Source organism: Agromyces sp. GXQ0307 (assembly GCF_044769845.1).
GTDB lineage: Bacteria > Actinomycetota > Actinomycetes > Actinomycetales > Microbacteriaceae > Agromyces.
In genome coordinates, this window is sequence record NZ_JBIZVY010000003.1 from 900,524 (window position 1) to 922,428 (window position 21,905).

Annotated in this window: 22 protein-coding genes and 1 riboswitch; of the genes, 5 read left to right on the forward strand and 17 right to left on the reverse strand. The window is 72.7% G+C overall.

Annotated features, from left to right (window positions below):
• Positions 1 to 72 precede the first annotated feature (72 nt).
• The 9 genes from ACIQH8_RS14240 to rsmI form a co-directional block, all read right to left on the reverse strand.
• Positions 73 to 960, reverse strand: a complete 888-nt coding sequence (locus ACIQH8_RS14240) for a MetQ/NlpA family ABC transporter substrate-binding protein (protein WP_400999711.1) — start codon at positions 958 to 960, stop codon at positions 73 to 75.
• A 190-nt stretch (positions 961 to 1,150) separates the two neighbouring features.
• Positions 1,151 to 3,037, reverse strand: a complete 1,887-nt coding sequence (locus ACIQH8_RS14245; RefSeq protein WP_400999713.1) for an ABC-F family ATP-binding cassette domain-containing protein — start codon at positions 3,035 to 3,037, stop codon at positions 1,151 to 1,153.
• A gap of 247 nt (positions 3,038 to 3,284) precedes the next feature.
• The gene (locus ACIQH8_RS14250) at positions 3,285 to 4,268 is read right to left on the reverse strand and encodes a hypothetical protein (RefSeq protein ID WP_400999715.1); all 984 of its coding nucleotides are present in this window, start codon (positions 4,266 to 4,268) and stop codon (positions 3,285 to 3,287) included.
• A 299-nt stretch (positions 4,269 to 4,567) separates the two neighbouring features.
• Positions 4,568 to 5,527 (reverse strand): 4-(cytidine 5'-diphospho)-2-C-methyl-D-erythritol kinase, encoded by a 960-nt coding sequence (locus ACIQH8_RS14255; protein ID WP_400999717.1) that lies wholly within the window; start codon positions 5,525 to 5,527, stop codon positions 4,568 to 4,570.
• Positions 5,528 to 5,580: 53 nt separating this feature from the next.
• Entirely contained in the window at positions 5,581 to 6,480 is a 900-nt protein-coding gene (rsmA, locus tag ACIQH8_RS14260) for a 16S rRNA (adenine(1518)-N(6)/adenine(1519)-N(6))-dimethyltransferase RsmA (RefSeq protein WP_400999719.1), read from the reverse strand.
• Positions 6,481 to 6,547: 67 nt separating this feature from the next.
• Positions 6,548 to 7,450, reverse strand: coding sequence for a TatD family hydrolase (locus tag ACIQH8_RS14265; RefSeq protein WP_400999721.1), 903 nt, complete (start codon positions 7,448 to 7,450; stop codon positions 6,548 to 6,550).
• Positions 7,447 to 9,012 (reverse strand): methionine--tRNA ligase, encoded by a 1,566-nt coding sequence (gene metG / locus ACIQH8_RS14270; protein ID WP_400999723.1) that lies wholly within the window; start codon positions 9,010 to 9,012, stop codon positions 7,447 to 7,449. Before metG ends, ACIQH8_RS14265 begins: the two co-directional genes overlap by 4 nt.
• Before the next feature lie 75 nt (positions 9,013 to 9,087).
• The gene (locus ACIQH8_RS14275) at positions 9,088 to 10,191 is read right to left on the reverse strand and encodes an NADP-dependent oxidoreductase (protein WP_400999725.1); all 1,104 of its coding nucleotides are present in this window, start codon (positions 10,189 to 10,191) and stop codon (positions 9,088 to 9,090) included.
• A gap of 181 nt (positions 10,192 to 10,372) precedes the next feature.
• Positions 10,373 to 11,200 (reverse strand): 16S rRNA (cytidine(1402)-2'-O)-methyltransferase, encoded by an 828-nt coding sequence (rsmI, locus tag ACIQH8_RS14280; protein WP_400999727.1) that lies wholly within the window; start codon positions 11,198 to 11,200, stop codon positions 10,373 to 10,375.
• Between the two features lie 52 nt (positions 11,201 to 11,252).
• On the opposite strand from rsmI, the gene ACIQH8_RS14285 reads away from it, so the two are divergent.
• Complete coding sequence (locus ACIQH8_RS14285; protein ID WP_400999729.1) at positions 11,253 to 12,965, forward strand: dolichyl-phosphate-mannose--protein mannosyltransferase; 1,713 nt, start codon at positions 11,253 to 11,255, stop codon at positions 12,963 to 12,965.
• 77 nt (positions 12,966 to 13,042) lie between these two features.
• On the forward strand, positions 13,043 to 14,011 hold the full coding sequence (locus tag ACIQH8_RS14290) for a YeiH family protein (RefSeq protein ID WP_400999855.1): 969 nt from the start codon (positions 13,043 to 13,045) through the stop codon (positions 14,009 to 14,011).
• A 28-nt stretch (positions 14,012 to 14,039) separates the two neighbouring features.
• Here ACIQH8_RS14290 and ACIQH8_RS14295 read toward each other — a convergent pair whose 3' ends face one another.
• The 6 genes from ACIQH8_RS14295 to ACIQH8_RS14320 form a co-directional block, all read right to left on the reverse strand.
• On the reverse strand, positions 14,040 to 15,098 hold the full coding sequence (locus ACIQH8_RS14295; protein ID WP_400999731.1) for a zinc-binding alcohol dehydrogenase family protein: 1,059 nt from the start codon (positions 15,096 to 15,098) through the stop codon (positions 14,040 to 14,042).
• Complete coding sequence (locus ACIQH8_RS14300; RefSeq protein ID WP_400999733.1) at positions 15,095 to 15,328, reverse strand: helix-turn-helix transcriptional regulator; 234 nt, start codon at positions 15,326 to 15,328, stop codon at positions 15,095 to 15,097. Before ACIQH8_RS14300 ends, ACIQH8_RS14295 begins: the two co-directional genes overlap by 4 nt.
• The gene (locus tag ACIQH8_RS14305; RefSeq protein ID WP_400999735.1) at positions 15,322 to 15,753 is read right to left on the reverse strand and encodes a hypothetical protein; all 432 of its coding nucleotides are present in this window, start codon (positions 15,751 to 15,753) and stop codon (positions 15,322 to 15,324) included. Before ACIQH8_RS14305 ends, ACIQH8_RS14300 begins: the two co-directional genes overlap by 7 nt.
• A 304-nt stretch (positions 15,754 to 16,057) precedes the next feature.
• Entirely contained in the window at positions 16,058 to 16,384 is a 327-nt protein-coding gene (locus ACIQH8_RS14310; protein WP_400999737.1) for a DMT family transporter, read from the reverse strand.
• A gap of 11 nt (positions 16,385 to 16,395) precedes the next feature.
• A riboswitch (guanidine-III (ykkC-III) riboswitch) is annotated at positions 16,396 to 16,462 on the reverse strand.
• A gap of 44 nt (positions 16,463 to 16,506) precedes the next feature.
• Complete coding sequence (locus ACIQH8_RS14315) at positions 16,507 to 17,679, reverse strand: FAD-dependent oxidoreductase (protein WP_400999739.1); 1,173 nt, start codon at positions 17,677 to 17,679, stop codon at positions 16,507 to 16,509.
• A complete protein-coding gene (locus ACIQH8_RS14320) occupies positions 17,676 to 18,062 on the reverse strand; it encodes an antibiotic biosynthesis monooxygenase family protein (protein WP_400999741.1) in 387 nt (128 codons plus the stop codon). Before ACIQH8_RS14320 ends, ACIQH8_RS14315 begins: the two co-directional genes overlap by 4 nt.
• Positions 18,063 to 18,156: 94 nt before the next feature.
• On the opposite strand from ACIQH8_RS14320, the gene ACIQH8_RS14325 reads away from it, so the two are divergent.
• From ACIQH8_RS14325 to ACIQH8_RS14335, 3 genes are all read left to right on the forward strand, one after another.
• Complete coding sequence (locus ACIQH8_RS14325; protein ID WP_400999743.1) at positions 18,157 to 18,720, forward strand: cysteine hydrolase family protein; 564 nt, start codon at positions 18,157 to 18,159, stop codon at positions 18,718 to 18,720.
• A gap of 79 nt (positions 18,721 to 18,799) precedes the next feature.
• Positions 18,800 to 20,119, forward strand: coding sequence for an O-acetylhomoserine aminocarboxypropyltransferase/cysteine synthase family protein (locus ACIQH8_RS14330; RefSeq protein WP_400999745.1), 1,320 nt, complete (start codon positions 18,800 to 18,802; stop codon positions 20,117 to 20,119).
• 134 nt (positions 20,120 to 20,253) lie between these two features.
• The gene (locus ACIQH8_RS14335) at positions 20,254 to 20,754 is read left to right on the forward strand and encodes a CoA-binding protein (RefSeq protein ID WP_400999857.1); all 501 of its coding nucleotides are present in this window, start codon (positions 20,254 to 20,256) and stop codon (positions 20,752 to 20,754) included.
• On the opposite strand, the gene ACIQH8_RS14340 is transcribed toward ACIQH8_RS14335, so the two are convergent.
• Both ACIQH8_RS14340 and ACIQH8_RS14345 read right to left on the reverse strand, forming a co-directional pair.
• Entirely contained in the window at positions 20,729 to 21,169 is a 441-nt protein-coding gene (locus ACIQH8_RS14340) for an MmcQ/YjbR family DNA-binding protein (protein ID WP_400999747.1), read from the reverse strand. The two genes, ACIQH8_RS14335 and ACIQH8_RS14340, sit on opposite strands and share 26 nt — an antisense overlap.
• Before the next feature lie 58 nt (positions 21,170 to 21,227).
• On the reverse strand, positions 21,228 to 21,827 hold the full coding sequence (locus ACIQH8_RS14345; RefSeq protein ID WP_400999749.1) for a GNAT family N-acetyltransferase: 600 nt from the start codon (positions 21,825 to 21,827) through the stop codon (positions 21,228 to 21,230).
• Positions 21,828 to 21,905 lie beyond the last annotated feature (78 nt).

The window sequence follows — 21,905 nt, forward strand, 5'->3', positions numbered from 1 at the left end:
CGGCGCCCGGTCGGGGCGCGCCACCCGCGCGTGCGACGGATGTGTCGTGGTGTCTGCTGCGGCCCGGGCGGGTCAGCCCTGGGCGCGGGTGTCGTCCTCGACGGTCGCGAGCGAGTCGGCGAGCTCGGCGACCGGGGTGGTGAGCGCCACCGCGGTGTCGCCCGATGCCTCGAGCAGGCCGGCCTGCACCTCGGGGTCGGTCTGGAAGATCTCGACGAGCTTCAGGTAGGTCTCGTTCTCCGCGTCGTCGGCGCGGGCGGCGAAGATGTTGACGTACGGCAGCGCGTTCGGGTCGCTCGGGTCGTCCTGCGCGATCGCGTCGGCGAAGGTGAGGCCGGCGTCCTGCACGAAGTCGTTGTTGATGATCGCCGCCGCGACGTCGGGCAGGCTCGTCGGGGTGAGCGACGCCTCGAGCGGCGTGACCTTCACCTTGGAGTCCGCTTCGTCGATGTCGTCGACGGTCGAGAAGATCGAGCCGCCGCCGTCGAGCTCGATGAGCCCGGCCGACTGGAGGACGAGGAGCGCGCGGGCGAGGTTCGAGGGGTCGTCGGGCACGGCGACGGTCTCGCCTGCGGGGATGTCCTCGACCGAGTCGTACTCCAGCGAGTAGAGGCCGAGCGGGTAGATCGCGGTCGCGCCGATCGGGGTGAGGTCGGCGTCGGCCGAGACGTTGTAGTCGGCGAGGTAGACGATGTGCTGGAACTGGTTGAGGTCGAGCTCGCCCTCGGTGAGCGCCGGGTTGGGCTGCGTGTAGTCGGCGAAGTCGACCAGCTCGATGTCGATGCCGGCCTCCGCCGCGGCCTCCTCGAACGCGGGCCACTGCGCGTCGGACTTGCCGACGACGCCGATGCGGACGACCTCGTCGCCCTCGGCAGCGCCGGCCGTCGAGCAGGCGGCGAGGCCGATGACGAGGGGTGCTGCGGCGAGCGCGGCGATGAGCTTGACGGTGGTGCTGGGCATGGCTGAGTTCCTTTTCACGAGTCGGCGCGCGCGATCGGATGCTGGTGGCGGTGGTGCCTCGGACATGACGAACCCCACCGCTGGTGGCGGTGGGGCGTCGGTGCCGCGCTCGCGGGCGCATCTCAACCGTAGGTGAAGGATCTGCGCTCGAAATACCACCCGGTCATCACGCGTCACAGATCCTGCGATGTTAACCCTCGAGCTGCTCGGATACTTCGAGCCAGCGCGTCTCGAGTTCGGCCACCGAGTCCTCCAGCGCGCGCAACTCGTCGCCGAGCGTGCCGAGTCCGGCGTAGTCGGACTGGTCGTGGCCCGCAAGCCTCTCATGCTGCTCCGCGATCTGCGCCTGCAGCTTCTCGAGCTTCCGGTCGATCGCCGAGATCTCCTTCTCGGCCGCACGGCGATCGGCGCCGGTGAGCGCTGGGGCGGATGCCGCGTGGCGGGCGCCCGCGTCGGACGTCGCGTCGGGCCGGCCCGTCGGGTGCGTCGGGCGGGAGCCCGCCGAGGATGCCGCGGCCGCGGCATCCGTCGCCTGCTGCCGCCGCAGTTCGAGGTACTGCTCGACCCCGCGCGGCAGGTCGCGCAGGTGCCCGTCGAGGATCGCCACCTGCCGATCGGTCACGCGCTCGACGAGGTACCGGTCGTGGCTGACGACGAGCAGGGTGCCCGGCCACGCGTCGAGCAGGTCCTCGATCGCGGCCAGCATGTCGGTGTCGAGGTCGTTCGTCGGCTCGTCGAGGATCAGGACGTTCGGCTCCTGCAGGAGGATCAGGAGGAGCTGCAGCCGTCGCTTCTGGCCGCCCGAGAGGTCCTTCACGGGCGTCGCGAGCTGCTGGTTCGTGAACCCGAGGCGTTCGAGCAGCTGACCCGGGGTGAGCTCGACGGCCTTCGAGCCCGAGCCGAACACGTAGCTCGTCCTCTGCGCCGCCACGACCGCGCTCACCCGCTCGTCGGCCCACTCGGCGAGCTCGGCGAGCTCCTGGCTGAGCACGGCGATCTTCACGGTCGTGCCGCGCTTGACCCGGCCGGTCGTGGGCTGCACGTCGCCCGTGACCAGCTTCAGCAGCGTCGACTTGCCGGCGCCGTTCACGCCGAGGATGCCGGTGCGCTCGCCCGGCGCGATGCGCCACTCGAGCTCGTGCAGCACGGTCCTCGTCGCGGGCGCGCCCGCCGCGGCATCCGGCACCGGGTATTCGACCGTGACGCCGAGCAGGTCGACGACGTCCTTGCCGAGGCGGGAGACCGCGAGACGGTTCAGCTCGACCGGGTTCCGCACGGGCGGCTCGTTCTCGATGAGCTGGTTCGCCGCCTCGATGCGGAACTTCGGCTTGCTGGTGCGCGCGGGGGCGCCGCGGCGGAGCCACGCGAGCTCCTTGCGCATGAGGTTCTGGCGCTTGGCCTCGGATGCCGCGGCCATCCGGTCGCGTTCGACCCGCTGCAGCACGTAGGCGGCGTACCCGCCCTCGAAGGGCTCCACGATCCGGTCGTGCACCTCCCAGGTGGCGGTGCACACCTCGTCGAGGAACCACCGGTCGTGCGTGACGACGACCAGCGCGCCGTCGCTCGCCGCCCAGCGGCCCTTCACGTGCCGCGCGAGCCATGCGATGCCCTCGACGTCGAGGTGGTTCGTCGGCTCGTCGAGGAAGAGCACGTCCCAGTCGCCGACGAGGAGCGCCGCAAGGCCGACGCGGCGGCGCTGGCCGCCGGAGAGGTCGCCGACGCGGCCCTGCCACGGGACGTCGCCGAGGAGGCCCGCGATGACGTCGCGCACCTTGGCGTCGCCCGCCCACACGTGCTCCTCGATGCCCCCGACGACGGCCTCCGCCACGGTGAGGTCGGGGTCGATCGCGTCGGCCTGGTCGAGCATGCCGATGCGCACGTCGCGCCGCACGGTCACGCGCCCGCCGTCGGGCTCGAGCCGACCGGCGAGCAGCTTCAGCAGCGTCGACTTGCCGTCGCCGTTGCGCCCCACGATGCCGATGCGGTCGCCCTCGTCGATGCCGAGGGTGACCTCGTCGAAGACGACGCGCGTGGGGAACTCGAGGTGCAGGCGCTCGGCGCCGAGGAGGTGTGCCATGTCGCGCTCAACCCTACTTCGCCGCGCTCCGCGTCCTCCCGTGTCCTCGCCATCGCCCACGCCCACGCCCACGCCCACGCCCACGCCCACGCCCACGCCCACGCCCACGCCCACGCCCACGCCCACGCCCACGCCCACGCCCACGCCCACGCCCACGCCGACGAGAGGATGCCATCCGCACCGCTCAGCGTCCCCGGCGGTGCAGATGGCATCCTCTCGAAGCGGTGCAACAGTGCCGGAGCGCCGGTCAGGCGAACGGGGACCGCTGCAGGAGGCGTCGGCGAACCCGCTCGGCGAACTCCCGAGAGTCGCGGAGCCGCCCGTCCGCGCTCACGTCATCCGATGTCGCCTGCACGACCACCCATCCCGCGTCGGCGAGCCGCTCGAGGCGACGGATGTCGCGCCGCCACTGCGCGGGCGTCCGGTGGAGATCGCTCTGGTACTCGATTCCCACGCGACGGTCCGGATACGCGAGGTCCAGCATCGCCACGAGCTCGCCTCGATCGTCGAGAATTCGATGGTTGGGTACCGGCTCGGGCAGCCCGGCGCGTACGAGGTCGAGTCTCATGAGGGTTTCGCGTCGGGACAGTGCTCCCCACCGAGCCAGGGAGAACGCTCGACGGAGGGCCTCGATGCCGCGCACGCCCGCATGCGACGAGATCGCCGATCGGAGTTCGTCGGGGGTGCACCGCGGCGGCCGCCCGTCGTACGGCTGCGAGCCCGTGATGAGGAACTCGGCCGCAGCGACGAGGTCGTCGACGGAGAGCGACGCGCCGAGGTGGATCCATGCCGTCGCGGGATCGACCACGCGCAATCCTCCGTGGACGATGACCTGCACTCGATCGAACGCGATGACGTGACCCCGGACCCCGGCCGCGGCCGGCCGCGCGGAGCCGCGTGGCACGGACACGTCGAGGAGCACGCGAGGACCACCGTCGCCGACCGTCCGGCTCGGCCGCACCGCGACGGGGCGTCGCGGAATCGGGATCTGCCACAGCGCGGCAGCGGTGGTGTGACTGAACACCTGGCGCCGTGGCATCCGCTTGGCGTAGGCCTCGGCGAGTTCGCGGATGGTGAGCTCGGCGTCCACGTGCCGGCGGACGCCGTGGAATGTCCGTTCGAGGTCGGGGGCTCCGAGACGCCGCCAGTGCACGCCCCGTCGCTGAGCCTCCCCGGTGGTGAACGACGGCACGGCGCGGAGGCTCCACGGGAGCTGTTGGAATCTGGTCACGCACACAGGGTCCGGGGTCGGCGGATCGGCCGTCGTCGGTTCTCCACACCGTCGCTCGATAGGCAACGAGAGGATGCCAACCGCACCGTTGCCCGGCTCGGATGGTGCGGTTGGCATCCTCTCGGCCGCGAGGCGGCACGCCGCAGGCGGGACGCCGCAGGCGGCACGCCGCACGCGGGACGCCGCAGGGGCGCGGGCGTTGGGGGCACGCCGCCGGGGGACGGGCGTTGGGGCGCGGCGCGGCGGCGCAGGGGACGGGCGTCGCCGGGCGCGACCCGAACGCGGCGACCCGCCGCCCGTCAGAAGGGCAGCACGCGGGCGCCGTGCACCGGCCCGTGCACGTGGAGCGCCGTGAGACCCGCGGCGGAGAGGGCGACCTGCAGCTCGAGCGCACTGTCGGCGTCGTCGACCAGGAACGCGACCGTCGGCCCCGAGCCGGAGACGAGCCCCGCCAGCGCACCGTTCTGCTCGCCCAGGTCGAGTACGCCCGCGAGGCGTGCCGCCAGCCCGACGGCGGCGGACTGCAGGTCGTTGTGCAGCGCCTCGGCGAGCTGCCGCGGATCGCCCGCGCGGAGCGCGTGCAGCACCGCGGCGTCGACCGTCGGCGAGTCGAGCGCCGCGCGTGCGCCGTGGTGTCCGTCGCGCCACTCGGGGTCGAGGCCGGCATCGCGGCGGCGGTCGAGCTCGCCGTACACGGCCGGCGTCGAGAGTCCGAAGTCGGCGACCGCGAGGACCCAGTGGAACGACCCGGTGGCCAACGCCGGGCTCAACCGGTCGCCGCGCCCCGTGCCGATCGCCGTGCCGCCCGTGAGCGCGAACGGCACGTCGGCGCCGAGCGACGCGGCCAGGGCGTGCAGCTCCTCCTTCGGCAGGGCCGTGCCCCACAGCGCGTCGCACGCGACGAGCGTGCCCGCGGCATCCGCCGACCCGCCGCCCATGCCGCCCGCGATGGGCACGTGCTTGTCGATCTCGAGGCGCACCCCGCCGGGAACGCCCGCATGCCGGGCGAGCAGCTTCGCCGCGCGGATCGCGAGGTTCGAGGCATCCGTCGGCAGACCGGACGTGTCGACCGAACCGCCGAACGCGACCGAGAACTCGTCGTCGGGCCAGGCGCGCACGTCCTCGTAGAGCGACACGGCCTGGTAGGCGGTCGCCACGTCGTGGTAACCGTCGTCGTCGAGTGCGCCGACGCGCATGAAGAGATTGATCTTCCCGGGGGCTCGGACGTGCACTGCCGCGTCGGTCGCCGGGAACACCATGGCACCACGCTAGCCGACGCGCGCCGGACCGGCGCGCAGCGTCGAGCGTCGAGTCAGCCGACGGATGCCGCGGCGCGCGCGATGCGCAGGAAGTCCTCGACGGTCAGCTGCTCGCCGCGTGCGCGCGGGTCGACGCCCGCGCGTTCGAGGACTGCGCTGGCGGTGGCGGCGGAGCCGCCGAGCACGCCGGACAGCGACTGGCGCAGCATCTTGCGTCGCTGCTGGAAGGCGGCGTCGACGATGGCGAACACGGCCGTCCGCTCCGCCTCGGAGCCGGGCGGATCGCCCGGCGCGCCGCTCCGCTCGAACCCGACGAGCACGGAGTCGACGTTGGGGACGGGCCAGAACACCATCCGCGAGACCTGGCCGGCGGTGCGCCAGTCGCCGTACCAGGCGGCCTTCACGCTCGGCGCGCCGTAGACCTTCGACCCGGGCTCGGCGGCGAGACGGTGCCCGACCTCGGCCTGCACCATGACGATGCCCGAGGTCAGCGACGGGACATGCTCCAGCAGGTGCAGCAGCACCGGGACGGAGACGTTGTACGGCAGGTTCGCGACGAGCCGGGTCGGCTCGCCCGGCAACTCGGTCACCCGGAGCGCGTCGTCGCGGACGACCGTGAGCGACGTGCCCGGCTGCATGAGTCGGACGGTGTGCGGCAGCTGCGCGGCCAGGCGCGCGTCGATCTCGACGGCGATCACCTCGGCGCCCGCCTCGAGCAGGCCGAGCGTGAGCGACCCGAGCCCGGGGCCGATCTCGAGCACCGTCTCGCCGCGCTGCACGCCCGCGGTCTGCACGATGCGGCGGACCGTGTTGGCGTCGTGCACGAAGTTCTGCCCGAGCTTCTTCGTCGGCGTCACGTCGAGCAGCTCGGCGAGGTCGCGGATCTCGGCCGGTCCGAGCAGGCGCGGTGTGACGGCCCCGCCGCCGTCAGCCTCGTGGCGATGCGCGTTCACGCCCTGCTCCCCCGCACGCTCCCGATGCTGCGGCAGGAGGACCCGGCCGCACGCACGGCGCGCCGCGTCACGCCGAACCCGCCTCGAGCCCGTCGGCCCACGAGCCGTACGCACGCTCGGTGTTCGCCGCGACCTCTGCGCACAGCTCGTCGAGGTCCGCATCGAGCACGTCGGCCATGAATCGCACGGTGTGCGGCACGAGGTACGGCGCGTTCGGCCTGCCGCGCAGCGGCACGGGCGTGAGGTAGGGCGCGTCGGTCTCGACGAGGATCCGGTCGCGCGGCACGACCCGCAGCGCCTCGCGCAGGTTCTCGGCGTTCTTGAACGTCACGTTGCCCGCGAAGGAGCAGTACCAGCCGGCGTCGCCTGCGAGCCGCGCGAGGTCCGCCCCGCCCGAGAAGCAGTGGAAGATGGTCGTGTCGGGCGCGCCGACGCGGCGCAGGGTCGCGACGACCTCGTCGTGGGCGTCGCGGTCGTGGATCTGCAGCGCGATGCCGTGCCGTTTCGCGATGTCGATGTGCGCCTCGAACGATCGGAACTGCGCGTCGCGGCCGTCGTCGCCCGTGCGGTAGAAGTCGAGTCCGGTCTCGCCCACGGCGCGCACACGCGGCTGCGCCGCGAGCTCGTCGATCACGGCGAGGGCCGCGTCGAGTTCGCCGCGCGCGTCGAGCTCGGGCGCCTCGTTCGGATGGAGGGCGACGGCGGCGAGCAGGCGGGGCTCGCGCGCGGCGATCTCGGCCGACCAGCGGCTCGTCGCGACATCCGTCCCGACCTGCACGGCACCGGCGACGCCGACGGATGCCGCGCGCTCGAGGTGATCGTGCGCCGTGAGCGGCAGCGCGCCGTCGGCGATCTCGAGGTGGGTGTGGTTGTCGTACACCGGAACGGCGAGGGGCTCGGGCGGCGCCGGGTACTCGGCGGCGCGGCCGCCGTCGGACCGGGTGCGCAGGTGCTCGGCGCCAGCCGTCACTCGGCGGCCTCCACGCGCGGGAAGAGCGGCTCGAGCGCGGAGGTCCGCGTGCCGACGCTCCACTCGTGGGCGCGGTCGATGCGCTGCTCCTGCACGGTTCCGGGCGCGCCGAGCGCCGTCCAGAGCTTCGCGGCGGCCTTCGGCAGCACGGGCGAGAGCAGCACCGCGAGCGTGCCGACCCCGTGGTAGGCGGTCTCGAGCACGGCCTCGAGGCGCGCCCGCCTGGCCTCGTCCTTCGCGAGGACCCACGGCTCCTGCTCGGTGATGTAGCCGTTGAGCGCGTCGACGAGCGTCCAGGTCGCGGCGATGGCCTCGTGGATCTGCAGCTGCTCGATCGCCCGCCACGCGGCATCCGTCGCCTCGGCCTCGATACGTCGGATCGTCTCGTCGGCCTCGGTCCGGGCCGCCTCGGTTCCCGTCGGCACCACGCCCCCGCAGTATCGCCCGATCATCGCGATGACCCGCGAGGCGAGGTTGCCGAAGCCGTTCGCGAGTTCGGCCTGGTAGCGCGCCGCCAGGTCCTCCCACGAGAACGAGCCGTCCTGGCCGAACGAGATCGCCGAGAGGAAGTAGTAGCGGAACGCGTCGGAGCCGAACGTCTCGGTGATCTGCGACGGCGCGATGCCGGTGAGCTTCGACTTCGACATCTTCTCGCCGCCGACGAGCAGCCAGCCGTGGCCGAAGACGCCGCGGGGCACCTCCAGCCCGGCGGCCATGAGCATGGCCGGCCAGATGACGGCGTGGAAGCGGAGGATGTCCTTGCCGACGATGTGCTGGGCGGGCCAGCGGCGGGCGAACTCCGCGTCGTCCTGTCCGTACCCGGTCGCGGTGATGTAGTTGAGCAGCGCGTCGAACCACACGTAGACGACGTGGGTCTCGTCCCACGGGACCTTCACGCCCCAGTCGAACGTCGACCGCGAGATCGAGAGGTCCTCCAGGCCGCGCCGCACGAAGCTTACGACCTCGTTGCGCGCCGACTCGGGCTGCACGAAGTCGGGACGGGTCTCGTACAGTTCGAGCAGCCTGTCGGCGAACGCCGACATGCGGAAGAAGTAGTTCTTCTCGTGCAGCAGCTCGACGGGCTTGGAGTGGATGGCGCAGACGAGCTGCCCCTCGTACTCGCCCGTGCCGTCGACGAGTTCGGACTGCTGCTTGTACTCCTCGCAGCCCACGCAGTAGTAGCCCTCGTACTCGCCCGTGTAGATCCAGCCCTCGTCGAAGAGGTGCTGGAGGAACTTCTGCACGTTGCGCTCGTGCCGCTCGTCGGTCGTGCGGATGAAGTCGTCGTTGGCGACGTCGACGGTGTCGAGGAGCGGCTTCCACGCCTCGGCGACGAGCTTGTCGGCCCACTCCTGCGGGCTCACTCCGTTGGCGGTCGCGGTGCGGAGGATCTTCTGGCCGTGCTCGTCCGTCCCGGTGAGCATCCACGTGTCGCGACCCGCCTGGCGGTTCCATCGCGCGAGCACGTCGGCGGCCACCTCCGTGTACGCGTGCCCGATGTGCGGCACGTCGTTGACATAGAAGATGGGGGTCGTGACGTAGAACGAGGAGGCGTCGGCCATGCCGACAATCCTACGGGCGCGGGTCGGTGCACTACGCCCGAGCGGATGCCGCCCTCCGCTCGCCCGCCCGGAGCCTCACGCGGCCGGCGGCGTGCGCTCGGTGACGACCTGCGGGATGGGCCCGGTGCGGAGCCGACGTGCGCGACCGTCGCCGATCACGGGCGGCACCATCTCCTCGACCGCGACCTTCTCGTGGGGAGTGGGCACGCCGATCGTGAGGTCCTGCTGCTTGTGCCGTGCGGGCTTCACCTTCTGCCCCTTGTATTCCACGAGGTGCATGCCGATCACGATCTTGCCCGCCGAGTCGCGGTTGCCGAGCTGACGGTAGGCCTCGGCGACCTCCGACAGCGGGAACACGTCCGCGATCGGCAGGCGGACCTGCCGGTCGGCGATCAGTTGGGCGATCCGGCCGAGCGCGATGGTGTCGCCCGCGTAGAGCTTGACCGCGCCGTGGTCCTCGACCGCGGCCCAGTCCGTGGTGGTGAACACGCGCGACGGCGGCACGTCGAGTTCGGCTGCCTCGCCCGCCTGTCCGCCGAGGAAGTCGAGGAAGGCCGTGACGGGTCGATCGGTCACCAGGCGCACCCGGTCGGCCAGATCGGGGCCGTACGAGACCGGGATGATCCCGAACTGCCGGACGAAGTCGAACCTGGCCTCGGCCGTCGTGCCGATCACGGTCGCGCCGCGCGCCTTCGCGAGCTGCGCGGCGAGGCAGCCGATGCCGCCGGCCGCGGCCGTGACGACGACCACGTCGCCCGCGCCGACGTTCAGCCCCTCGACCGCGCCGAGGGCCGTCGTACCCGCGACGTAGAGGCAGGCTGCGACCTCCCAGGAGATCGATGCGGGCTTCCGGATGAGCTGCGACTCCGGAACGGCGACGAACGTCGCCTGCGCACCCCGCGCGATGTATCCGATCACCTCGTCGCCGCGACGGAATCGGGTCGCGCCCGGCCCGATCTCGGTCACGACGCCGGCGAACTCCCGACCCTGGCCGGAGGGGAACTCGACCGGCCACCGATCGGCGTGGTCGCCGGTGCGCACCGCGGTCTCCACCGGTGAGATCCCGGCGGCCACGACCTCGACGACGACCTCGCCCGCGCCGGGCCGGGGATCGGGGACCTCCGCGATCTCCAGGACGTCTGGGCCTCCGAACGTCTCGAACACCACTGCCTGTGTCATCGTCCCCACCCCCGCGTCGGTTCCGTTAACGGTCATGGTGCGCTCGCTCATTGGGAGCGGCATGTGAGCGACCTGTGACTTCGATGCATTCGAACGCATGCATCTTTCCGGGGTCCGGACCCCGCCGGCATGCGCCGCGCACGGTCGACGACCGGTCGGCGGCGCCGGGTGCCGAGCCCGGCTACCGGGACGCCCGCGCTGCGAGCGCCGCCTCGTACAGGTCGCGCTTGCCGAGGCCCGTCTCGCCGGCGACCAGCGACGCGGCATCCTTCAATCGTGTGCCGGATGCCGCGAGCGCGACGACCCGCGCGACCGCCTCGTCCGCATCGGCGACGGGCGCCTCGGCCGCGCCGCCGACCACTACGCAGATCTCGCCGCGCACGCCGCCCTCGGCCCACTCGGCGAGTTCGCCGAGCGGGCCGCGCCGGACCTCCTCGTGGAGCTTCGTGAGCTCACGGCACACCGCGGCGGGTCGGTCGGCGCCGAAGGCCTCGGCGAGCGCACCGAGGCTCGCGGCCAGCCGCGACGGCGCCTCGAAGAAGACGAGCGTGCGTCGATCGCCCGCGAGCTCGACCAGCCGCCGCGACCGCTCCCCGGCCTTTCGCGGCAGGAACCCCTCGAACGCGAACCGGTCGGTCGGCAGCCCCGACACGGCGAGCGCGGTCACGACCGCACTCGGCCCGGGGATCACCGTGACGTCGACGCCCGCGGCGACCGCCGCCTGCACGAGCGGGAAGCCCGGATCGGACACCGTCGGCATGCCCGCGTCGCTCAGCACGAGCACGTCGCCCTCGCTCGCGAGGTCGACGAGGTCGCCTGCCCGGGCGCGCTCGTTGTGCTCGTGCAGCGCGATGAGCCGAGGGCGGTTCGAGATGCCGAGGGCGGCGAGGAGGCGCTGCGTGACCCGCGTGTCCTCGGAGGCCACGACGTCGGCGTCCTCGAGCGCCTGCCGCAGCCGGGTCGACGCGTCGCCGAGGTTGCCGATGGGCGTCGCCGCGAGGATGATCACCGGTCCAGTCTGACGCACGGGCGCCGCGCGGCGCGCGGTTACAGTGGAGCCCATGGGTCTCCGAGGAGTCGACGCGGGCGCGCGCGGCGAGCACGCGGAGGCCAGGACCGGGGACGGCGGCGACCCGCCCGCTTCGAGCGGCGAGCCGGAGGCATCCGCCACCGCGCCGACGCCCGTGACCACGCCCCCGCGGACGCCCGCGCCCGTCGGAACCCGTCTCGACGCCTGGTGGTCGAACCTGCTTCGCACCCCGCGCCGCCGAGCGATGTGGACCTGGGGCGGCCCCATCGCAGTGACGCTCCTCGCCGCGGTGCTCCGGTTCTGGAACCTCGGGCACCCGCAGGCGATCGTGTTCGACGAGACCTACTACGTCAAGGACGCCTGGACCCTCCTCGCCAACGGCTACGAGTCGGCGTGGCCCGAGGGCGCGAACGAGGACTTCGCGCGCGGCGACACCGACGTGTTCTCGGACGACCCCGCGTACGTGGTGCACCCGCCGCTCGGCAAGTGGATGATCGGGCTCGGCATGGCGCTCTTCGGCGCCGACAGCGCCGTCTGGTGGCGGGCATCGACGGCGCTCGCCGGAACGGTCGCGGTGTTCCTGATGACGATGGTCGGCCGGCGCCTGTTCCGCTCGACGCTCGTGGCCGTGATCGCCGGGCTCCTGCTCGCGATCGACGGCAATGCGATCGTCATGAGCCGGGTCGCGCTCCTCGACAACTGGGTCATGCTCTTCTGCCTGCTCGGCTTCTGGTTCGTGCTCCTCGATCGATCCGCGACCGAGTCGCGGCTCCGCGAACGCGTCGCCGCGATGCGGGCGGGCGGCGGGGAGCCGCACTGGGGGCCGGTGATCTGGGCCAGACCGTGGGTCGTCGCAGCGGGCGTCGCGTTCGGCGCCGCGACCGCGGTGAAATGGTCGGGACTCTACTTCGTCGCCGCCTTCGGCCTCTACCTCGTGCTCGTCGACGCGATGGCGAGACGCCGGGCCGGGCTCGGCTTCTGGGTCGAGGGCGCCCTGTTCAAGCAGGCGCCCGCGACCTTCGTCCTGCTCGTCCCCGTCGCGTTCGTGGTGTACCTGGCCTCCTGGACGGGATGGCTCGTCACCGACGGCGGGTACTACCGCGGCTGGGCCGACGAACCGGGCAACGCCGCGACCGGCTTCTGGTCGTGGGTGCCGCACTCGCTCCAGAGCCTCTGGCACTACCACCAGGCGGCGTACGGCTACCACGTCGGCGTCGCCTCGCCGCACCCCTGGCAGGCGAATCCGCTGACGTGGCCCATCGCATCGCGGCCGACGAACATGTACTTCGCCTCGACGACCGACGGATCGGGCGGGTGCGGCCAGGCGGAGTGCTGGTCCTCGATCATGGGCATCCCGAACCCGATCATCTGGTGGGCCGCGACGCTCGCCGCCGTCTACCTCGTGTACCGCTTCGCCCGGTACCGCGAGTGGACGGCCGGCCTGATCCTCGTCGGCGTCGCCGCCGGCTACCTGCCCTGGCTCATGTACCTCGGCCGCACGGTGTTCCAGTTCTACACGATCGCCTACGAGCCGTACGTGCTGCTCGCGCTCGCCGCCGTGATCGGGCTCGTGCTCGGGCGTCCCGACGATCCCACGTGGCGGCGACAGCAGGGCCTCGCGACGGTCGGGGTGTTCCTCGGCGTCGCCATCGCGGTGTCGATCTTCTTCCTCCCCCTCTGGACGGCCGTGCCCGTCACACCGGACTTCCGCCAGCTGCACTTCTGGTTGCCGGGGTGGGGGTGAGCGGCACCGGCGAGTCGGGCGGCGCCAGCGGCGCGCCCGTCGATGCGGGCGGCGCGCTGCGCCGGTGGGGCGAGCGGATGCCGGGCCTCGCCGTGGCGGCGGCGGCCGCCGCGTTCGCCTGGCTGGTCCACCTCGCGATCCCGGTCGTGCCGCTCCTCACGGTCGCCGTCGCGGCGGGTATCGTCGCCGGGCAGCTCCCGCCGCTGCGCCCCGCCCTCGACGGCGTGCTGAAGCCGGGCCTCGGCTTCTCCGCGCGGACGCTCCTCCGCGCCGGCATCGTGCTCCTCGGCCTGAAGCTGAGCCTCGCCGACATCGCCGGGCTCGGCTGGATCACGATCGGCACGACGGTGGCGGTGGTCGTCCTCACGTTCTTCGGCACGGTCGCACTCGGCCGGGCGATGCGCCTGCCCGGCCACGAACCGCTGCTCGTCGCGAGCGGCTTCGCGATCTGCGGCGCCTCGGCGATCGGCGCGATGGCGGCCAGCGTGCGGGCGCGAGACGATGAGCAGGCCCGCCCGGTCGCGCTCGTGACGCTGTGCGGCACGCTCGCGATCGCGGTGCTGCCGGCGCTGTGGCATCCGCTCGGCCTCTCGGCGACGCAGTTCGGCCACTGGGTCGGGGCGGGTGTGCACGACGTCGGCCAGGTCGTCGCGACCGCGCAGATCGCGGGCGCGTCGGCGCTCGCCGTCGCGGTGGTCGTGAAGCTCACGCGCGTGCTGCTGCTCGCCCCGATGGTCGCGATCGCCGCGGGCGTCGAGCGACGACGTTCGCCGGATGCCGCAGGCCCGCGCCCCGCGATCGTGCCGCTCTTCATCGTGGGCTTCCTCGTCGCGGTGGTGGCGCGCACGTTCCTGCCCGTGCCCGAGGCCGTCCTCGAGGCGGCCGATCTCGTGCAGACGACGCTGCTCGCGATGGCGCTGTTCGCGTTGGGCGCGTCCATCCGGGTGGCGGCCCTGCTGCACACCGGATGGCGGGCGCTCGTCACCGGGCTGGCGTCGTGGGTGCTCGTCGCCACGCTCGCGTACGGGGCGGTGCTGCTGGGCTGAACCGCCGCAGCACCGCCCGACCGAGGGGTCAGGCCGGCTGGGCGCCAGCGCCGCCACGGGCCGCGCCGGCGTCAGCATCCGCAGCCGCGCGAGCCGCGGCATCCGTCTCGTCGTCGCCGCCGCGGATGCGGATCGCGACCTTGCCCCGGACACTGCCCGACGCGAGCCTCGCGAGCGCCTCGGCCGCGCGGTCCAGCGGGAACACCTCGTCGACGACGGGCCGCAGCTCCCCCGACTCGGCGTACGCGCGGAGCGTGTCGAGGTCGTCCCCGCTCCGACGTGCCGCGAGCGACCGGAGGCGTCGCCGCGTGAACGGCGACCGGAGCGTCGCGGCCGCCATGCGCGGCAGCGGCCCGAGCGTGCGCGAGCCGGTGCCGGCCGACAGCACGAGCGTGCCGAGCGGCGCGAGCACCCGCGTGAGGGCGCCGATCGACTGCGCGGCGACGAGGTCGATCACGACGTCGTACCTCGCAGCGTCCTCCGCGACATCCTGGGTGCGGTGGTCGATCACGCGGGTCGCACCGGCCGAGCGCACGTGGTCGGCCTTGGCGCCGCTCGCGACGCCCGTGACCGTCGCGCCCATCGCGACCGCGAGCTGCACGGCGTACGTGCCGACGCCGCCCGACGCGCCGATGACGAGCACCCGGTCTCCGGGTCGGACGCCGGCGAGCCGGAGCGCCTGCAACGCGGTCGTGCCGGAGACCGGGATGACGGCGGCGTGCACGTCGTCGAGGTTTGCCGGCGCGCGCCGGACGAAACGCGCGTCGACGACGGCGGTCTCGGCGAACCCGGCCTGGTCGGACTCCGCGAACACGCGGTCGCCGACCGCGACGGTCGTGACGCCCTCGCCGACCGCGCTGACGACTCCGGTGATGTCGCGGCCGACGGGTCGCTTCGGTCGCTTCCAGCCGAACGCGGCGCGCAGGACGAGCGGCTCGCCGCGCATGATCCACACGTCGCCGGCGTGGACGCCCGCCGCGTGCACCGCGATCGCGACTCGACCGCGGCCGGGCGGGCCGGGCTCGGGGACGTCGCCGACGGCCAGCACCTCGGGGCCGCCGTAGCCGTTCTGGATGAGCGCCCTCATGACGCCGACACCTCCTCGTGGGGGTACTGGAAGACGTCGTCGAGCGGCACCCCGAACACCCGGGCGATCTGAAAGGCCATCTCGAGGGAGGGCGAGTAGCGCCCCTGCTCGATGGCGATGACGGTCTGACGGGTGACGCCGAGCCGGTCGGCGAGTTCGGCCTGCGTCATCTCGCCGTGGCGGAAGCGCAGCGATCGGATGTCGTTCGTGACCCGGGTCGGCTTCACCATGCGGGCACCCCCCGGCGGTACATGGCGAGCTTCGCGAGGCTCGCGAGCACGGCGGACAGCACGAAGCCGAGGTAGATCGCGTTCGCGATCCAGAACCAGTGCACCTGGAGCATCGCGAGGACCAGCGCGCCGATGCTCGCGATCACGACGAGCGAGTTGCCCACCTGCTCGCCGGCGCGGTCGATCTGCTTGTCGCGCACGTCGGCGCGGCGGCTCTCGCTCGGCGTGATGATCTCGATCAGGATGCGGCCGACGATGCCGAGCACGATCGCGCCGCCGATGGTCCAGAGCATGGGGATCGCGTAGTCGGCCTGATCGACGGGTGTGCCCGCGGCGAGCTGGGACAGCACGAGCCAGAGGTAGACCCCGTAGGTCACGATCGCGACCACGAGGAACGACCACGTGCCCTTCTCCTCGTACGACATGCGCTTCCTCCGATGTGAAGAATGTTTGACATGGTCAGTGTCAACCTTTCTCGACATGATGTCAAGCATTCTTTACAGAACGGATGTCGCGGGCTCGCGGCGCGGCCTCGGCCCGGGCGGTCGCGACCGCGCGCTCCCCGACCGAGCATCGAGTGGATGCCATCCGCACCGCTCAGCGCCCGCAACGGTGCGGATGGCATCCTCTCGACGCAGCGCGCGTGCGGCGCGACGCGGCGCCGGTCGCCGGACAGGACGCTCGGCGGGACCGCGGCGGAGCGCGGCGCGGCGCGCCGTCGCCCTTCGACTAGTGGTCGGCGCCGCCGACGAGCTTCAGGCCCACGACGCAGCCGACGAGACCCGCGATGAGCGCGAGGCGCGCCCACGAGACATCCGTCTCACCGGTGACCATCGCCCAGATCACCGTGAGGGCCGCGCCGATGCCGACCCAGACCGCGTACGCCGTCCCGACGGGGATGCCGCGCATCGCCCAGGCGAGCCCGCCCATGGAGAGCACGAGCGCAACCCCGAACACGATCGACGGCCAGAGCTTCGTGAAGCCCTCGGACTTGCCGAGGGCGGTTGCCCAGACGGCCTCGAGCACACCGGAGACGATGAGGACGATCCACGACATGACGACACTCCTTCGGCCAGTCTTGTCGCGTTCCGGGTACTGGGTTCCCTCGTCCGGGGCCGCCGTCGGGCGACCTGCCCTCAGGCTAGCAACCGGGCCTGATCAGGCCCTGTGCAGCCTCTTCAGCGGCCCGCGAGGCCGGTCGGCGATCCGCCCGCCGCGATCGCGCGATCGGCGGCGAACCGCGCCGGCGCCGGCCCCGAGCCGTCGGCGAGGTCGGCGAGGATCCGCCCGACGACCGGGGTGAACTTGAACCCGTGCCCCGAGAATCCGGCGCCGACGACGATCGGCCCGATCCGGTCGAGCACGAAGTGCTCGTCGGGCGTGGTCGTGTAGGTGCAGCTGATCGGCGTCACCGCGTCGGCATCGACCCCGGGCAGCCAGTCGCGCGCGTAGCGCTGCAGGTCGGCGAGCTGGTCGGGCACGGGCCGGAAGTCGCGCGCGTCGGGGTCGACGACGGGGCCGACCCCGTGCCATCCGGCCTTGACGCCCTCACCCGGCGTCAGCATGCCGTAGACGGGCGAGCGCCAGTAGCCGTAGCCCTCGGCGGCCGAGCCCGGGAAGTGGTTGTAGCTCGGCCACGGCATCGCCGCGTCGCGCACCGCGAAGTGCGCGGGCCCCTCCTGGGTGACGACGAGCGGCGGCAGCGCGAGCCCGCCGACGAGCTTCGTCGTCCAGGCGCCGAGCGTCACGACTGCCGTCCGGGCCTCGAACGTCTCCTCGACGCCCTCGTCGGTGACGGATGCCACGCGCACGCCATCCTCGCCGAGCGGCTCGATCCGCGTCGCCCGGGTGCGGTGCCGCACGTCGGCTCCGGCCCCGGCCGCCGTCGCGTGCAGCGCCGCGATCGTGGCATCCGCGTTCACCCGACCCGCCCGCTCGTTGAACAGCACCCTCGTGTCGAAGCGGATGCCGGGCCAGCGGCGCGATGCCTCCTCGACGGGCAGGAACTCGGCCGGGATGCCGACCGCGGCGAGGGCGGCGTGGACGGCGTCGAAGTGGGCGGCCGGTCCGTGGTTCGCGACCCCGACGAGCTCGAGGAGCGGTGTTCCCGACTCAGCCTCGAGCTCGCGCCAGAGCGGCATCGCCTCCACGAGCATCGCGACGTAGGCGGGGTCGGCGTAGCCGACGTTGAAGTTCCGAGAGGCGCCGTGCGAGGCGCCGTTGCGGTGCCCGGGCTCGTACCGCTCGAGGAGCACGACCTCACGGCCGCGGCGCGCGAGCTGCCACGCGGTCGCGGCGCCCATCGCGCCGCCGCCGACGACGACGGTCTCGACGTGCGTGACGCCGCTCATCGCGATGCCGCCGTCACAGGGGCCGGACGGTTGTCGTCAGGATCGGCGGGTGCGCGATCCCCGACACCCGCCGATCCTGACGACATCCCGATCGAAGCCACCTCGCGGAAATGCTCGACGACCGGGAAGGGGTCGTAGAACCCGTGCAGCAGCTCGCGCCAGCGCGCGTACCCGGGCGAGCCGCGGAAGCCCGGGTCGTGGTCCTCGAGGCGCTCCCAGCGCACGAGTAGCAGGTACTCGTTCGGCGTCTCCACCGACCGCGACAGTGCGAGGTCGACGAAGCCCGGCATGGACGAGATGATCGGCCTCGCCTCGGCGAACGCCGCTTCGAAGGCGGCCTCTCGGCCGGGGACGACGGGGAGGATCGCGTGCTCGAGGATCACGGGCACACGCTACCGCGCGTCGATGGCAGCCGCTCGCGCAGGATTGGCAGCCGCCGGCGACGCCGAAGCGCCGCCGCCGCGTCACCATGGAGCCATGGACCTCGACGACCTCACCGCCCTCATCGTGATCGACGTGCAGCAGGGCTTCGACGACCTCGACTACTGGGGCGCGCGCGACAACCCCGATGCCGAGGCGAACATCGGACGCCTCGTCCGGGCATGGGCGGATGCCGAGCGGCCGATCGTGCTCGTCCGCCACGACTCGCGCGAGCCCGGCTCCCCACTCGCGGCGGGCACGTCGGGGAACGCCCTGAAGCCCGTCGTCGCCGACGCCCCGCACGACCTGTTCGTGACCAAGCACGTCAACTCGGCCTTCTACGGCGAACCCGACCTGCACGCCTGGCTCGGCGAGCGCGGCATCCGCCGGCTCGTGGTCTGCGGCATCCAGACGAACCAGTGCGTGGAGACGACGGCCCGCATGGCGGGCAACCTCGGCTACGACGTGGTCCTCCCGATCGATGCGACGCACACCTTCGAGATGGCCGGGCCCGGCGGCATCCGCCTCACCGCGGCCGAGCTCGCGCGGGCGACCGCCGTGAACCTCGACGGCGGCGGATTCGCCCGGGTCGTCGCGACCGACGACGTGCTCGGCGCCTAGCTCGGCTCGGCCGCGGCATCCGTTGCCTCGCGTTACGGCGACGAGCGGATGCCACGGCCCACCGGACTACCGTGTCCCCATGGCAGACCGCGAATACGGCTTCAAGACCCGCGCCATCCACGCGGGCAACATCCCCGACGCCGAGGCGGGCGCCCGCGCGCTCCCGATCTACCAGTCGAGCGCGTTCGTCTTCGACGACACGGCGGATGCCGCTGCGCGCTTCGCGCTGCAGAAGTACGGCAACATCTACTCGCGCCTGGCGAACCCGACGGTCGCGGCGTTCGAGGAGCGCGTGGCGAGCCTCGAGGGCGGGCTCGGCGCGGTCGCAACGGCGAGCGGCCTGTCGGCGCAGTACATCACCTTCGCGAGCCTCGCGGGCACGGGCGACCACATCGTCGCGTCCGCCAACCTGTACGGCGGTTCGATCACCCAGCTGGATGTCACGCTCCGCCGTTTCGGCATCGAGACGACGTTCATCCGCTCGTCCGACCCGGCCGACTACGCGCCCGCGATCACCGAGCGCACGAAGGCGATCTTCGTCGAGACGATCGCGAACCCGTCGGGCGAGATCGCCGACCTCGAGGGTCTCGCCGATGTCGCGCACGCGCACGGCATCCCGCTCATCGTCGACTCCACGATCGCGACGCCGTACCTCAACCGCCCGATCGAATGGGGTGCCGATCTCGTGACGCACTCGGCGACGAAGTTCCTCGGCGGGCACGGCACGACCCTCGGCGGCGTGGTCGTCGAGTCGGGCCGGTTCGACTGGCACTCCGAGAAGTTCCCGCTGTTCGGCGAGCCCGTGCCGAGCTACGGCGGGCTGCAGTGGTCGGGCAACTTCGGCGAGTACGCATTCCTCACGCGCCTGCGCGCCGAGCAGCTGCGCGACATCGGGCCGGCGCTCGCGCCGCACTCGGCGTTCCTCCTCGCCCAGGGCGTCGAGACCCTGCCGTACCGCATCCAGGCGCACATCGACAACGCCCGTCAGGCGGCCGAGTGGCTCGACGCCGACCCCCGCATCGAGCGCGTGTTCTGGGCCGGCCTGCCCGACCACCCGCATTTCGAGCGCGCCGCGAAGTACCTGCCGAAGGGGCCGGGCTCGGTGTTCAGCTTCGAGGTGAAGGGCGGCCGCGAGGTCGGCCAGAAGCTCATCGAGTCGGTGAACCTCGCGAGCCACCTCGCCAACATCGGCGACGCGAAGACGCTGATCATTCATCCCGCGTCGACCACGCACGCCCAGCTCACCGACCGGCAGCTCGTCGACGCGGGCGTGCTGCCCGGCGTCGTGCGCCTCTCGGTCGGCATCGAGGACGTCGAGGACATCATCGCCGACCTCGACCAGGCCCTGACCGCCGCGACGCGCGACCGCGTCCTGACCGCCGTGGGAGGCGTCCGATGAGCATCGCGAGCGAGACCGAGGCTGCCGGGGCCGCGCCCGGCGGTGTCGTGACCGAGTCGGATGCCGCGGCATCCGACGTCGAGACCGTGCGCCTCGTCAACGGCCTCTCGTGCGAGCTCCCCGCGAGCTCCCCGCTGGCGAAGCTGCTGAAGTCGCAGCGCACGTGGATCGGGCCCGACGCTAGGGCGCGCCTCCGCATCCTGAACGCCGCGACGTCGGTCGCGATCGTCGGTGCCTCGCCCAAACCGCAGCGCTCGAGCTACTTCGTGGGCACCTACCTGCAGCAGTCGAGCGACTACCGCGTCTACTTCGTGAACCCGAACGAGACCGAGATCCTCGGACAGCCGGCCTACGCGAGCCTGACGGACCTGCCCGAGGTTCCGGACATCGTCGTGGTGTTCCGGCGCGGCAGCGACATCCCGTCGGTCGTCGACGAGGTCGTCGCGGCGGGCGCGAAGACGATCTGGGTGCAGCTCGGCATCTGGAACGAGCAGGCGGCGTACTACGGCGAGGAGCAGGGCCTCACGGTCGTCATGGACCGCTGCGTCAAGGTCGAGCACGCCCGCTTCCACGGCGGCCTGCACCTGCTGGGCTTCGACACCGGCCAGATCACGAGCCGTCGCGGCGGTCGCTGAGGCCGTTGGGCGGCGGGCTCGCACCCGCGTCGCCGCCGCCGTCGAATTCGGCGCGCAGGTACCTCGGCGCCTGGACGCGCCAGGCCTCGGTGACGAGCTCGGCGAGATGGTCGCGGTCGATTCCGGCCATGCGGAATGCGACCTTGGGCTCGCCCCAGCTCGTGGTGGTGCGGAGGAACACGTCGGGTGCCATCTGGACGAGCGCGAGGGCATCGACGGGATCGGCGACCTTCACCCCGACCACCGGTTCGGCCGCGATGATCTCGCGCATGTCGGCCGGGATGCTGGGCCACGGATGACACTCCCACGCGTACAGCTTCCGGCGGACGAACCACGCGGCGCCGCCCGTCGTCGCGCGCTCCTCGCTGCCGGGCAGCTCGACGGCGATGCGCCGGAGGTCGTCGAGGGTGGCCACGCCTCGAGGCTACGCCGCCCCACCGTCAGGAGCGCGGCCGGGTCGGACCGGTGCGCCTTCAGGCGGCAGGCGCCGTCGCGACCCCCGCGCCGCCGCTCGCGCCCGGCACGTCCAGCCCGTAGGCGAGGATGTGCACCGGCGTGCCGTCCGGCCGCTCGAACGTGAACTCGCGGTCCTCGAGCCGCGCGAAGCCCATGCGCTCGTAGAGGCGGCGGGCAGAGCCCATCTGCTCGCCCGTGTTCAGCACGACCCGACGGATTCCGCGACTCGCGGCGAGGGCGAGGATGTGCCGCACCATGGCCTCTCCGACGCCGCGCCCGCGCGCGGCCGCAGCGACGCCGAGGAACCGGAAGTCGAGCTCGTCCTCGTACCGCGCGACGGCCGACATGCGCCGACCCGGCCGCGGCACGGTCACGGTGCCGAGCGGCTCGCCGCTCGAGGCATCCGCCGCGACCCAGACCTCGTGCTCGCGCGCTCGATCACCCACGGCCTCGATCTCGTCGAGGTACGCCTCGGTGAGCTCGTAGTCGCCGGCGTACGCGTCGCGGACGAGCCGGCCGACGCGCGGAGCCTCGTCGTCACGCATGCGTCGCAGCACCACGCCGTCGGCGGTCGAGCCGGGCGTGCGGAAGGTCGGAATGGCGTCGGTCGTGGGCATCCGAACCAGCTTAGGCGGCGCCACCTGTGCTCTCACCGAGCGCCGTGGCGCAGGTGTCCGGGAACGAGCGCGGCCGGG